General features: G+C 67.2%; 13 protein-coding genes and 1 pseudogene. 10 read left to right on the top strand and 4 right to left on the bottom strand.

Annotated elements, in window-relative coordinates:
• The first annotated feature begins 150 nt into the window (after positions 1-150).
• The 6 genes and pseudogenes from dapD to GTW67_RS01080 all read left to right on the top strand — a co-directional run bounded on the left by dapD (position 151) and on the right by GTW67_RS01080 (position 6,388).
• Positions 151-1,140: a 2,3,4,5-tetrahydropyridine-2,6-dicarboxylate N-succinyltransferase gene (dapD, locus tag GTW67_RS01100; RefSeq protein ID WP_161162914.1), complete on the top strand. Its 990-nt coding sequence runs from the start codon at positions 151-153 to the stop codon at positions 1,138-1,140.
• 314 nt (positions 1,141-1,454) lie between these two features.
• Complete coding sequence (locus GTW67_RS01095; RefSeq protein ID WP_161162913.1) at positions 1,455-2,531, top strand: ParB N-terminal domain-containing protein; 1,077 nt, start codon at positions 1,455-1,457, stop codon at positions 2,529-2,531.
• Position 2,532: 1 nt separating this feature from the next.
• The gene (locus GTW67_RS01090; protein WP_161162912.1) at positions 2,533-3,423 is read left to right on the top strand and encodes a restriction endonuclease; all 891 of its coding nucleotides are present in this window, start codon (positions 2,533-2,535) and stop codon (positions 3,421-3,423) included.
• Between the two features lie 477 nt (positions 3,424-3,900).
• Positions 3,901-4,808: pseudogene (locus tag GTW67_RS37355) on the top strand (IS481 family transposase); the annotation flags it as partial.
• Between the two features lie 172 nt (positions 4,809-4,980).
• Positions 4,981-5,706, top strand: coding sequence for a hypothetical protein (locus tag GTW67_RS37350; RefSeq protein WP_237518591.1), 726 nt, complete (start codon positions 4,981-4,983; stop codon positions 5,704-5,706).
• Between the two features lie 121 nt (positions 5,707-5,827).
• A complete protein-coding gene (locus tag GTW67_RS01080; protein ID WP_161162911.1) occupies positions 5,828-6,388 on the top strand; it encodes an HDIG domain-containing metalloprotein in 561 nt (186 codons plus the stop codon).
• On the opposite strand, the gene GTW67_RS01075 is transcribed toward GTW67_RS01080, so the two are convergent.
• Both GTW67_RS01075 and GTW67_RS01070 read right to left on the bottom strand, forming a co-directional pair.
• The gene (locus GTW67_RS01075) at positions 6,376-6,846 is read right to left on the bottom strand and encodes an NUDIX hydrolase (protein WP_161162910.1); all 471 of its coding nucleotides are present in this window, start codon (positions 6,844-6,846) and stop codon (positions 6,376-6,378) included. The two genes, GTW67_RS01080 and GTW67_RS01075, sit on opposite strands and share 13 nt — an antisense overlap.
• Before the next feature lie 4 nt (positions 6,847-6,850).
• The gene (locus GTW67_RS01070; protein ID WP_161162909.1) at positions 6,851-7,588 is read right to left on the bottom strand and encodes an XRE family transcriptional regulator; all 738 of its coding nucleotides are present in this window, start codon (positions 7,586-7,588) and stop codon (positions 6,851-6,853) included.
• 113 nt (positions 7,589-7,701) lie between these two features.
• On the opposite strand from GTW67_RS01070, the gene GTW67_RS01065 reads away from it, so the two are divergent.
• Positions 7,702-8,310, top strand: a complete 609-nt coding sequence (locus GTW67_RS01065) for a hypothetical protein (protein WP_161162908.1) — start codon at positions 7,702-7,704, stop codon at positions 8,308-8,310.
• Positions 8,311-8,434: 124 nt separating this feature from the next.
• Here the strand turns inward: GTW67_RS01065 and dapA are convergent, their stop codons facing one another.
• The gene (dapA, locus tag GTW67_RS01060) at positions 8,435-9,403 is read right to left on the bottom strand and encodes a 4-hydroxy-tetrahydrodipicolinate synthase (RefSeq protein ID WP_161162907.1); all 969 of its coding nucleotides are present in this window, start codon (positions 9,401-9,403) and stop codon (positions 8,435-8,437) included.
• Positions 9,404-9,550: 147 nt separating this feature from the next.
• On the opposite strand from dapA, the gene GTW67_RS01055 reads away from it, so the two are divergent.
• The 3 genes from GTW67_RS01055 (at position 9,551) to GTW67_RS01045 (ending at position 11,358) form a co-directional block, all read left to right on the top strand.
• On the top strand, positions 9,551-9,970 hold the full coding sequence (locus GTW67_RS01055; RefSeq protein ID WP_161162906.1) for a phage holin family protein: 420 nt from the start codon (positions 9,551-9,553) through the stop codon (positions 9,968-9,970).
• Entirely contained in the window at positions 9,967-10,503 is a 537-nt protein-coding gene (locus GTW67_RS01050; RefSeq protein ID WP_161162905.1) for a DUF3618 domain-containing protein, read from the top strand. The genes GTW67_RS01055 and GTW67_RS01050 overlap by 4 nt, the downstream gene beginning before the upstream one ends.
• Positions 10,504-10,659: 156 nt before the next feature.
• Positions 10,660-11,358 (top strand): antibiotic biosynthesis monooxygenase, encoded by a 699-nt coding sequence (locus GTW67_RS01045; protein ID WP_161162904.1) that lies wholly within the window; start codon positions 10,660-10,662, stop codon positions 11,356-11,358.
• A 21-nt stretch (positions 11,359-11,379) separates the two neighbouring features.
• On the opposite strand, the gene GTW67_RS01040 is transcribed toward GTW67_RS01045, so the two are convergent.
• Positions 11,380-12,458 (bottom strand): endonuclease/exonuclease/phosphatase family protein (locus GTW67_RS01040; RefSeq protein ID WP_202436653.1); only part of this gene is annotated, 1,079 nt, incomplete at its 5' end.

The following is a 12,458-nucleotide window of genomic DNA, read 5'->3' as shown; positions in this document are numbered from 1 at the left end:
GCGGGGCCGGTCGCGGGCCGGTCCGGCGTCCGGGCCTGTCCGGCGTCCGGGCCTGTCCCCGTGTCCTGGGGGTTTCGCGTACCGCCCGGTCCGCGAGACGGGCGTGGGGTCGGCTCGCTTCCACCGATGGTGGCCGGTTAGGTTGCCCTCATGACCGACACGACTGCTCCCCGTACCACCGGCGCCGTGGCCGCCGGCCTCGCCACGATCGCCGCCGACGGCACCGTCCTCGACACCTGGTTCCCCGCCCCCGAACTGTCCGCCGAGCCCGGCCCGACCGGCACCGAGCGGCTCTCCGCCGAGCAGGCCGCCCAGCTGCTCGGCGGCGGCGCGACCGCGGCGGTCGGTCCGGACGCCCGCCGTGGCGTCGAGGTGGTCGCGGTCCGCACGGTCATCGCCTCGCTGGACGACAAGCCGATCGACGCCCACGACGTGTACCTGCGTCTGCACCTGCTCTCGCACCGCCTGGTCAAGCCGCACGGCCAGAACCTGGAGGGCATCTTCGGCCACCTCGCCAACGTCGCCTGGACGTCGCTCGGCCCGGTCGCGGTGGACGACGTCGAGAAGGTGCGGCTCAACGCGCGTGCGGAGGGGCTGCACCTTCAGGTGACGTCGATCGACAAGTTCCCGCGTATGACGGACTACGTCGCCCCCAAGGGCGTCCGCATCGCCGACGCGGACCGCGTCCGCCTCGGTGCGCACCTCTCCGAGGGCACGACCGTGATGCACGAGGGCTTCGTGAACTTCAACGCCGGCACGCTCGGCACGTCGATGGTCGAGGGCCGCATCTCCGCGGGCGTGGTCGTCGGCGACGGCTCGGACATCGGCGGCGGCGCGTCCACGATGGGCACGCTGTCGGGCGGCGGCAACGTGATCATCGCCATCGGCGAGCGGTGCCTGGTCGGCGCGGAGGCGGGCGTGGGCATCGCGCTGGGCGACGAGTGCGTGGTGGAGGCCGGCCTGTACGTCACCGCGGGCACCCGCGTCACGATGCCCGACGGCGAGATCGTCAAGGCCCGCGACCTCTCCGGCGCCTCGAACATCCTCTTCCGCCGCAACTCGGTCACGGGAGCGGTGGAGGCCCGCCCGAACAACGCGGTGTGGGGCGGGTTGAACGAGGTGCTGCACAGCCACAACTGATCACCGGCGGCCTTGACCTGCGGCCGCCTTATCGATCAACGCCGTGACCTGCTGCTGAGCTGTCGGCAGCTGTCGACGTTGGTCAACGCTGAGCGCCCTTCCACGGCCCTAGGACGGCCCGGGAGGGCGCTCGTGTATGGAACGCGACGGGCTTGGACAGTCTTCCTCTGTTAACGGCTGTAAGACTGCGTACTGGCCTAACTGTTGCTTCCTCTCTCTCAGTAACCGTGCCCTCTGCCAACATGTTGCTCATATGCGGTAGAATCCGCTGCCTGTGCCGTGTATCACGTGCGCGTGACTAAAGGGGTGTAGTTATGCAAAACGGCGTCGAGCGAATTGTGAAGCTCGATCAACTCTTGCTGGATCCGAATAATTATCGCTTTCAGGATGACCCCACATTTCAGTTCGCGCAAGCGTTGCGATTCCATGAAACAATGGTTCAGCGCAAGACGTTCGAACGGATCCGTGGCGAGGGGATAAACGACCTTAAAGCCTCGATCAGGCATAACGGATTCCTGACTTTCGAACGCATCATAGTTAGGCCCTACGAGCGAGGAGATCTATTTGTTGTAATTGAGGGAAACAGGCGTGTCGCTGCACTCCGCTCCCTGAAAGAGGACTATGAGGCTGGGATCGATGTGCCGCCGGAGGTTGTTTCTGTATTCCAGGAACTTCCTGTCTCCTGTGTCGAAAGTGATGACTCCGCTCTGCACCTGTCACTCATGGGTATTCGCCATGTGAGTGGAGTGAGGCAGTGGGGCTCCTATCAGAGCTCAAAATTGGTTTCCGAGCTGCATGATGAACACGATTTGGAGTTTTCGGAAATCGGTTCGCGTCTCGGTATGTCCACGCGCGAAGTGACTCGCCGATATCGTGCCTTCAAAGCCCTGCGGCAAATGGAGGAAGATGAAGAATTCTCGGAGTACTGCGAGCGGCGAATGTACCCAATGTTCCACGAGGCAGTCTCTCAGCCGATGATTCGCCAGTGGCTTCAGTGGGACGAGTCGTCTTCAGAGTTCAAGGACGAAACGAACCTTCGCCACTTCTATGAATTGATTGCTTCGATTCAAAACGATGAGGGGTTGGAAACCAAGGCGAAGATCACCACAGCTAATGAAGTGCGTGAGCTTAAGACCATCATTGGCTCCCCTGAGGCTCGTATGGTGCTCTCCGATCCTAATCGCAGCTTTGCGGAGGCTCTCGCCGTAGCCAAGACCGAGGAGTTGCAGCACGCTTGGACCACTCAGGTAGCTGAGGCAAACAAGGCCTTGGCCGGCATCCCGGCTCTCGAACTGCGGAGGCTTGAGCCGGAACACCTAGCCGTATTGGAGACGTTGAGTCAGACTCTGCAGGACGTCCTCGACACGTATCGTCGCCTGGCACGTTCATAGCATGGCTAGACCCAAATTCAACGCCCTTGTCGACAGGCTAATTACGTCAGTCGACATCGATGATCCGCCACGGCACTTAGTAGAGCTGATAACGGCAGCGTACGTGCAACTTGACGTACCTGAGCTGGATGCCCAAATATGGGCTGAGGATTCCCTGCATAGAGTCTCGCAGCGGCTTACCTCCCTGCATAATGAGCTGATTCAAGATGGGCGAAGCTTGCGGTATGCGTTCAACTCATCGGACGTCCTGTATCTGCAAGGCGCATGCTTCGTCGAAAGTGGCATAGACGACGAAGATGCGGCTAGCCGTAAACGCCGCCGGAGTGCCACTCATCGTCTGGCTTCAGCCATTGGCCAACTAGAGCCAGCAGAGTTCGAAAAATTGTGCGTTATCGCGCTCGAGGGTTTGGGTGCTTACGAGGTGAAGCTAACCCCTTACAGGGCCGATCAGGGTATCGATTTTTATGGACGCCTAAGGGTCGGGAGCGCACTGGCCGATATTGCAGGATATCCGCCAGTATTCGATAAGTTCTGCGTTTGGGTGATCGGCCAGGCCAAGCACTACGAAGCGACTCAGGTGGCGACTTTCGACCTTCGAGAGCTTGTTGGCTCTGTGCAGTTGGCGCGCAGCGGAGAGTATGGTTCCGTCAATGACAGGTACCCGGACATGAAGATTAGGTCCTGTGATCCGATCTTCAGCCTCTTTATGACGAGCGGAACCATCAGTCGCGAAGCTTGGCTTTTGTGTCGCAATAGTGGAGTGATTGCGATCGACGGTGACTCTTTTTCTCACATACTTTCTGAGACTAGCATCGAGTTGGATGCCCCTGACCTCCAAGCTGTCGAAAAACTTAGAGCATTCATCGCTGAAAAGCAGCCGGTGGTCAGGTGATATATCAGGTCGGTGGAGCGGCTTTGGGCTGGAGCTGCTTTGGGGCGAGTGATCTTGGCCCCGTAAGCTGATGGCGAGTCGGGCAGTCTGTGGACCTGCCCGTTAAAGTACGACGTTGGGGCCAAGATCTTAGAGGCTCGCCCCAAAGTGGCTGCCTAAAGCCGTGGAGCCGACCGCCCCAGCCACAGAGGGTGTCTCCCCACTTCATGCCCGCAGCCGCCGAGCGCGCCGCCGGGCGCGGCCAGCCGGGGCGAAGACAGGAGGCGGGCCGCGCCGTAGAGGCGGCGCGCGCCCGCGCCGTGCGCGGGCCTTGATGAAGTAGGGAAAGTTCTACCGCGTCCATGATCCGGAACGTGTCCGGTCCCGGTAGATGCTTGACACTTCGATCCCAGCTGATGGTTGACGGTGGCCGTGATCGGCTTTTCTGTGCACGTCGTTGCGGCGTGTGGCAGGAGGCCGGGATTGGCGCTGGTGGAGTTGTCGGTTGTCGAGCAGAGATACCGGGCTGTGCTTGCGGTGCTGGCGGGTGCGACGGTGACGGAGGTCGCCGCGTCGCTCGGGGTGTCCAGGCAGACGGTGAGCGGGTGGAAGTCCCGCTATGAGGCCTCGGGCCTGGGTTGGCGGACCGGTCGCGTAGGCCGTCGTCGTGTCCGCATCAGGCCTCTGCGGAGGTGGAGGCGGCGGTGTGTGAGTTGCGGCGTAAGCATCCGAGGTGGGGTCCGCGGCGGATCGCGTTCGTGCTGGAGCGGTCCGGGAACGTGACGCCGGTGCCGTCGCGGATGACCGTGTATCGGATCCTGGTCCGGCATGGGCTGGTGGAGCCGGGGGTTCGGCGCCGGAAGCGGTCGGATTACAAGCGCTGGCAGCGGGACCGTCCGATGCAGTTGTGGCAGATGGACATCGTGGGCGGCGTGATGCTCGTCGACCCGGTGACGGGTATGTTGACCGAGGCCAAGATCGTGACCGGGGTGGACGACCATTCCCGGTACTGCGTGATCGCGCAGGTGGTGGAGCGGGCGACCGGACGGGCGGTCTGCGCGGCCTTCGCCCGGGCCTTGCAGAGGTTCGGGGTGCCGGATGAGGTGCTGACCGACAACGGAAAGCAGTTCACCGACCGGTTCGGGCAGGGCGGTGAGGTGCTGTTCGACCGGATTTGCCGGGAGAACGGGATCGCGCACCAGCTCACCCAGCCGGCCTCGCCGACCACGACGGGCAAGGTCGAGCGGTTCCATCAGACGCTGCGGCGTGAACTCCTCGACGACTGCGGCGCGTTCGAGAGCATCGAGCAGGCTCAGGCAGCACTGGATCGTTGGGTGGAGGAGTACAACTCGATGCGTCCGCATCAGGCCCTGGACATGCAGTCCCCGGCGGACCGGTTCGCCCCGATTGCGGAACAGGAGCGGGACATCCTGGGTCTGAAGATCCCCGGAGTGCTTGCGCTGGTGCCGCAGCAGCGGACACCTCCAGCGGACCCCGGACCCGGTCGAAGCCTCGCCCGGGCCGGCCGGCCTTCCTGAGCCGGTCCCGGCGGCGGTGCTGGTGGAGCCCGGTGGGCCGGTGGAGTTCGAGCGGGTGGTGCCTGCGAGTGGGAATCTGCAGGTCGCGGGCAAGCAGTTCTGGCTGGGTCCGGCCCGTTCAGGCCTGACGGTGACCTTCTGGGCCGACACCTCGGTGATCCATCTGCTGATCGCCGGGGCGCGGATCAAGACCGTGCGGTCGCACCTGTCGGTGGCGGATCTGGGACGGCTGGCGGCCCGGGGCGGACGTGAGGCCGGACCGGTCCCGCTGCCGGCCGGTGACGGGGCGGCGTTCGAGGTGGACCGGGTCGTGAACAACAGCGGCCTGGTCGGCCTGGGCGGGCACCAGGTGCTGGCCGCCGCGGAGATCCTCGGCGGCCGCCAGGTGGGCATCCGCATCGACGGCGAGACCCTGTCGTTCTTCGATCCGTCCTCACGGGAACTGCTGAGAGTGCGGCCCAACCCGCTGACCGGCGAGGAAGTCCGCAGGCTGCGGGGCCTGCGTCCGGCCGGACCGCCACCGCGTCCGGGCATCGAGCCCGTGCGGGTGCAGCGGCGGGTCAGCGCGGTGGGCACCGTCTTGGTCTGCCGCCAGACCGTCTCCCTCGGCCGCCCCTCCGCAGGGCAGACCGTGACCGTGCACGTGTCGGACACGACGATCAGCGTCGAGCTGGACGGCCAGATCCGCGTCATCCGGCGCACAACCGACGCCCCGGTCCGTAACGTGAAAGCGAACAAGCCCCACGGGGCTCCCTACGTTGTCTAGGCCCACCGTCAAGCATCACCCGGGACAGAAACGTCAGGCATCAACTGGGATCCGACACATGATCGGCATTGCTCGATCGTGGCCCTGTCGGCTCACCGCACGTCTCGGCTAACGTTCCAGTGTGCCTTCTGCGCTGGATACGCCTCGGGGAGCGGCTGCACTCGCCGAGTCCCTGCTTCCCCGGCTCGGGAAGCGTTGGCTGCACACTCAGGCGGTGGCTGCCCGTGCTCAGGAAGCTGTCGCGGCTGTGCCTGACGTTGATCGGGGGCTTCTCGTCGCCGCAGCGTGGTTGCATGACATCGGGTATGCCCCTGAACTGCGGGACACCGGGTTCCATTCGCTGGATGGTGCCCGTCATCTGGAGGCGTTGGGCGCGCCTGCGCGGCTCGTGCGACTGGTTGCCCATCACTCCGGGGCCGTGTATGAGGCCGAGCAGCGCGGGTTGTTGGCGGAGTTGGCTGTCTATGAGCGGGAGGACTCTCCGGTTCTCGACGCGTTGGTCTTCGCCGACATGACGACCGGTCCTGCCGGGCAGTCCTTCGACTTCGATGCCCGGATCGATGAGATCCTGGTCCGCTACGAGCCGGGCAGTGAAGTGCACGACGCGATCAGCAAGGCGCGTCCGTATCTTCAGGGTGCCGTCGAGCGGACCCTCGGCCGCCTCGCCGGTCAGCCGATGTAGGGCTCGGTCCGGTCGGCCAGGCCGTGGTCGATCCGCATCCGCATCGATGGGTGGATGCTCAGCTCGTCCAGCTTGTTCGGATCCACGAAGGACACCTCCTTGCTCTCGCTGCTCGTGCGCAGCTCGCCGCCGACGATGTGGGCGTGGAAGCAGATGGAGAACTGTTGGCGCACCTCGCCGTCGTCGTACGCCATGACGTGCCCGGGGTTCGTGTAGATCCCGACCAGGCCGGTCACCTCCACGTCGAAGCCGGTCTCTTCCTTGGCCTCGCGCACCGCCGCGTCGGGCGCTGACTCGCCCAGGTCGATGCCGCCTCCGGGGAGAGCCCAGAGGTCGTTGTCCGTCCTGTGGATGAGCAGGACTTCTCCGGCCTCATTGCGGGCCACCGCGGTCACGGACGGGACGAGGCTGTTCGCCTTCGGGGCGTTCGGATCGTTGAAGTAGTCGACTCGTGCCATGGGTTCAGCGTTGCACGTCCTGGCCCCGCTCCCACGCGTAATCGAAGCTCCGCATGTAGTGCCTGAACGTTCGCGCTCCCGGCAGGTACTTGAAGTGCATCACCGGGTTCTGCCCGGCGGGTGCTCCGAGTACATGTGGGTTCACCAGGACGTCGTCGTCGAACCGGTAGATCGAGTTGTAGAGGATCGTGTCGTGCAGGCGCACTTCGACGCCGGGTGTCGACATGGCAGGTTGGACGTACCGGCGCGTGATCCGGGCTCGCGCCGCGAGGTCGTTGCCGATGCCCTCCTCCTCGCCGCGCTGGCGGACGATCTCGGACTCCGGGTCGCCCAGCAGGATGCGGACCTGTGCGCCGGCCTTCGCCTTCTCGGCCAACTGGTCCGGCAGGTCCGGTTGGCTGTCGAAGAGGAACAGGCCCGCGTACACCAGGATGTCGACCTGGTCCGTCGCCCTCTCGATCAGCGACGACCAGAGCGGGGCAGGGACCGCACCTCGGTGCGGATAGTAGGTGATCAGCTCGGACGCGCTCGCCTTCTCGGCCTGCTTCTCGACTGACGGCCAGAGATAGACCTCGTCTACTCCGAGGAAGCTCGCGGCCTTCCAACGGTGTCCCCGGTGGGGCGTCCGGTTGGTGGTGATCCAGCGCTCGACGCTCTTGGGGTCCACTCCGACGTGTTCAGCAACGGACTGGGTCGTCTCGCCCTTCGCCGAAATCGCCGCGCGCAGGCGCTCGTTCGCCATGACAGGTCCTTCCAGAGGGGCGGCTCAGGGACGTTTTGACGGTAGCTCAGACGTCCCTGGGTGTCCCTACGGACCGTGATGCGTCCACCGCTTTGCGTGGTCTTCTGTGCTCGTTGGCGAAGCAGCCGGTCACCCGCCTGCGCGAGTTCAGGAGAACGACGATGCGTCATGTATCTGCCGAGACCGTCATCGACCGGCGGTCGCCTGTCGAACGCTGGTTGTTGTCCGCCGCCCCCGCGCCCGGACAGACCCGCAGGGACTGGGCGCGGCAGGGTGTGGCCTTGCTGCCGCTGGGCGTCCTGTTCTCCGCCGTACGGATTCCGGGACGGCTGGTGCAAGCCGTGGCCGGAAGTGCGAGTGCCCAGGGGGTCGATGACTTCCTCGACGAAGCACTTGATGGCGGTCCGGTGATCTGCGATCCCCGTGGCCCCCGCTACTACGCCCTCGTACCTGCGAATGTCCCGGCGACCTGGCGTCAGGCAGTGGATGACTGGCGTCGGTCGGCGGACGTTGACTGTCTGGGGCGTGACACCTATCTGGGCGTTCCTCGGATTGACAGGACGGGGTTTGATCCGCACACGTTCGCCGGCTATTGGGCCGTGGCCATTTCGTCTCCGGGCCGCCTGTGCCCGCCGCTCACCGTGGCCCGGCTGATCGCCGCCGGAGTGCACCTACTGCCGGACGAGAGAGAAGAGTGGCCTGCATGCGCGCCCCTGCGGTGACGCGACCGGCAACGCCGTTCACCAGCCTAGGCCGATCCTCCGCAGTAGTCGGCTCATGGGTAGACCGGCGTCGCGCCCGTGGCGGCGAGTGACAGGTCCCGGAGATCGCCTGGAAGGTCGGCGTCTACGCCCGGTCACCTCTCCCGCGGTGAGGCCGACGGGTCTGGGATCCGACGGCTGGGAGCTGAGTCTCGTCGGTGGTCAGGGTTTCGTGCGCCGTCAGCAGGCGGGCCGTCGTCTCCGCGTCCGCCGGGCGGAGCGGTGGGCGTACCGGGCCTGCGGGGAGGGTGAGGGCGTTCAGGAGGGCCTTCGCTGTGACAGTGCCCGGTAGGTCCGACGCCATCATCAGGTCCGTGAGGGGGATCGTTCGGCGGTGGAGCCCGGCCGCCTTCCCTGTGTCGCCCGCGTCGTACGCGTCCAGGGTCGCCCGGAACGGTTCCGGGGCCACGTTCGCCACCGTGCTGACGTAGCCCGCCGCGCCGATCGCGTACAGGGGGAGGATCTGCTCGTCGCAGCCCGCGTAGTACGCCAGGTCCGTGCGGGACATGACCTTCTGGGTGCCCAGGAGGTCGTAGGCGCAGTCCTTGACGGCCACGATGCGTGGGTGAGAGGCCAGGCGGATGAGCGTGGCGGGTTCGATGCGTACTCCCGTGCGGGCCGGGATGTCGTACAGCATGACCGGCAGGTCGCAGGCGTCCGCGATGTCCCGGAAGTGGGCCTCCAGGGCGTCCTGCGGGGGTCTGCTGTAGTACGGCGCGGACACCAGGAGGCCGGTCGCGCCCGCCTTCTCGGCCGACCGTGCCAGCTCCACCGTGTGCCTCGTGTCCGCGGTGCCCACCCCCGCGATCAGCGGCACCCCGTCCCCGACGGCTTCGCGTACCGCCTCGATCAGCGTCGCCTTCTCCGCGTCCGTGGTGGTCGGTGATTCGCCCGTCGTGCCGGACAGCACCAGGCCGTCGCAGCCCCGGGAGACCAGCCGGTCGGCGAGCACCTGGGCGCCGGCCAGGTCGAGTGCGCCCGTCCCGGTGAAGGGCGTGACCATGGCGCACAGCGCGCGGCCGAAGGGGCGGGAGAGGGACTTGGTCGTCGTCATGGAGGTAGTGTCGGCCGACTGTTGGTGTAGCTCTACTTAAATTTGCTACGAACTATGGGTAAGGAACGCTGACTATTCCAGGCCAAGGGTAGTGCTCCGCGGGCCGGGGTACCCGGATGCCTCCGAACCGAGAGGAGGCGGAACACCGTGACCGGGACCATGCACACCAGGCCTGTGCACGACGAGCACCACTCCGTGGGCGAACTCGTCGGTCAGGCCACCGAACAGCTCTCCCGGCTCGTGCGCCAGGAAGTGGCCCTTGCCAAGGTCGAGCTGGCCGAGAAGGGCAAGCGCGTCGGGCGTGGCGGCGGAATGATGGGCGCCGCGGGCGCCATCGCCTACGTAGGACTGTTCGCCCTGGCCGGCACGGCCACCGCCGCGCTCTCGCTGGCGCTGCCCGTCTGGGCCGCGGCACTCATCGTGACGGCGCTGCTGTTCGTGATCGCGGGCGTCCTGGCCATGACCGGCCGCGCCCAGCTCCGCCGTGCCGCACCCCCCACGCCCGAGCAGACCCTCGGCAGTGTCAAGGCCGACGTGGACGAGATCAGGGAAAGGGCGCATCGATGACCGACGCGACGAGCGGAGACGGCGCGAGGACCGGCTCCACCGCGCAGCCGACCGGGGCCAAGGGGCCCGACGAACTGCGACGGCAGATCGAACAGACCCGCAGCCAGCTCGGCGACACCGTGGAGGAGCTGGCGGGGAAGGCGGACGTGAAGGGCCGCGCCAAGGCCCGGGGCGCCGACCTCAGGGACAAGGCCGGTGCCATGACCGTGCAGCTGCGCAGTTCCGCCGCGCAGGCCGGTCACAGCGTGCAGGACAAGGCGAGCCGGGCCACGCACACCGCGCAGGACAAGGCGAGCCGGGCCACGCACACCGCGCAGGACAAGGCGCGTCACGCGGGGCAGGCCGCGCAGGACAAGGCCGACCAGGCCGGTCACACCGCGCAGCACCGGGCCCGGCAGGGCGTGCCCGAACGGATGCGCGGCATGGTCCGGGCCGGGAAGCGGCATCCGCGTCCGATGCTCGTCGCCGGCGCGGCGGCCGGCGCCGTGGTCGCGGCGAGCATGCTGCGGCGCCGGCGGCACGGGCCCTGCTGACCCGGACGACACGACGGCGCGACGAGGGGCCCCGCGAACGAGGGGCCCCTCGTCGCGTCTGCGTCATGCCGGCCGGCCGACGTGCTTGACCTCAACCTTGGTCGAGGCCGGAGGGTGGTGCGTGCACCCGACGACCACCGAACAGTGGAGGCCGGCATGACCCGCCGTACCGACGCACACCCCGACCTCGAACGCCCCGACGCGCAGGCCCCGTTCTTCAGCACCTGGCGCGTCGGCACCCCCGAGCGGCAGCGGCTGACCGTCGACTCCATCGCCCGCACCTGGGAGCGCCGCCCCTGGCCCGCCGAGGACCTGCTGAGCTACCACGTCTACACCGGCCACGACGGCAGCACCCTCCTGCACCACTCGCAGTGGGCGAGCGAGCACGCGTACGAGGCCTTCGTGAAGACGCACCGGCAGGAACGGGTGGACGAGATCGACACCCTCGTCCCCGGCATCGAGCGGCTGGGCCTCGGCCGGTACCGGCGCCACCGCAGCGGCACCCGTGCCCATGCCCCCGTCCCCGGCTGCGTCGTCATCGTCGACGTCGAGTTCGACGGGCCCGACCCCGACCGGCAACGCGCCTGGATCGACGCCGTGTTCGACGCCCTGGCGAGCGAACCCGAGCCCGCCCCGGGCGGGATCTCCGCCCACTTCCACCTCAGCACCGACGGCACCCGCGTCCTCAACTACGCCGAGTGGGAGAGCGCCCAGGCCCACATCGACGCCCTCGCCGCACCCGGCGACGGCGTCGGCTCGGCCACGGCCGCGTGGGAGCGGGTACAGAACTGGCCGGGTCTGAAGAGCAGCACGGTCGAGCGCTACGACCACGCCCTCGGCCTCGTGCCCCGCTGAACCCGCCCCCACGTCACCCGGTCAGGGGCGGAACCGCAGCACCTGCGGGTCGTGGTCGCTGATCTGGTCGGGGAACTCGGCGTTGATGTGCACGCTGTCGTAGGACAGGTGCCCCTCACGCCGGATCGACGGGCTGACCAGGATCTGGTCGAGGACCTGGCTGTTGCCCTGGTAGACGTACGAGTAACGCTCGCTGCGCGGCAGGGACTTGACCGCCGACCAGAGCGCGCCGCCGTCCTCCAGGATCCTCGCCGTCCCCGAGAACTCGAAGTCGTTGATGTCGCCGAGGGCGATGACGTCCGCGTTCTTCTGGGCCGAGAGGATGTCCTTGACGAAGGTGTTCACCGCCTTCGCCTGGGCGTGCCGCTGCGTCTCCGAGCTGCGCACCGGCGGCTGGTACTGCCCGGCCAGACCCTGGTCGCCGCCCTTGGAGTTGAAGTGGTTGGCGATGACGAAGACCGTCCGGCCGCGGAAGACGAACTCGCCGGCCAGCGGCTTGCGGCTGTTCTCCCAGGCCGCGTTCGCCGGGTCGACCCGGCCGGGGGAGTGCGTGAGCACCGCCTTGCCGCGCACCTTCGCCACCCCGGTCGCGGTGGTCGCGTCACCGGCCGCGCGGTCGGTGAAGGAGACGCGCTCCGGGTTGAACAGGAACGCCTGGCGGATGTTGCCGCCGGGCTCACCGCCGTCCGCCTTGTCGACCGGGTCGATGCCGCGCCACTCGTAGCGCGGGCCGCCGGCGGCGACGATCGCGTCGATCAGCTTGCCGACCGTCACGTCGGCGGCCACCGTGCCGTCGTCCGTGGCACCGTTGTTGTCCTGGATCTCCTCCAGGGACACGATGTCGGGCGACTTCAGGTGGTGCACGATCGCGTCGGCGTGCGCGGCGAAGGTGGCGTCGGACGGGTCGAGGTTCTCGACGTTGTACGTGGCCACCGCCAGCTCGCGGCCGCTCTGCGCACGTGTCGACTCGCGCTCGATGCCCCCGCTCCGCAGGGCGCCGATCTCGCTCGCGACCAGGGTGTAGCCGCCGAACTGGTTGTAGTCCAACGGGCCGGCGGTGGTGCCGGTGAGGGTGTCGCCGACGGTGGCGGCGGGGAAGA

The sequence above is a fragment of the Streptomyces sp. SID5910 genome (genome assembly GCF_009862125.1).
In the GTDB taxonomy this organism is placed as follows: Bacteria; Actinomycetota; Actinomycetes; order Streptomycetales; family Streptomycetaceae; genus Streptomyces.
Note: the sequence above shows the minus strand (reverse complement) of the source record. Positions and strands in the feature narration are given on the sequence as shown.

Bases quoted from the DNA above. Each gene is read 5' to 3' on its own strand.
- dapD (WP_161162914.1), top strand. From the start codon at position 151: ATGACCGACACGACTGCTCCCCGTACCACCGGCGCCGTGGCCGCCGGC.
- GTW67_RS01095 (WP_161162913.1), top strand. From the start codon at position 1,455: ATGCAAAACGGCGTCGAGCGAATTGTGAAGCTCGATCAACTCTTGCTG.
- GTW67_RS01090 (WP_161162912.1), top strand. From the start codon at position 2,533: ATGGCTAGACCCAAATTCAACGCCCTTGTCGACAGGCTAATTACGTCA.
- GTW67_RS01075 (WP_161162910.1), bottom strand. From the start codon at position 6,846: ATGGCACGAGTCGACTACTTCAACGATCCGAACGCCCCGAAGGCGAAC.
- GTW67_RS01070 (WP_161162909.1), bottom strand. From the start codon at position 7,588: ATGGCGAACGAGCGCCTGCGCGCGGCGATTTCGGCGAAGGGCGAGACG.
- dapA (WP_161162907.1), bottom strand. From the start codon at position 9,403: ATGACGACGACCAAGTCCCTCTCCCGCCCCTTCGGCCGCGCGCTGTGC.
- GTW67_RS01050 (WP_161162905.1), top strand. From the start codon at position 9,967: ATGACCGACGCGACGAGCGGAGACGGCGCGAGGACCGGCTCCACCGCG.
- GTW67_RS01045 (WP_161162904.1), top strand. From the start codon at position 10,660: ATGACCCGCCGTACCGACGCACACCCCGACCTCGAACGCCCCGACGCG.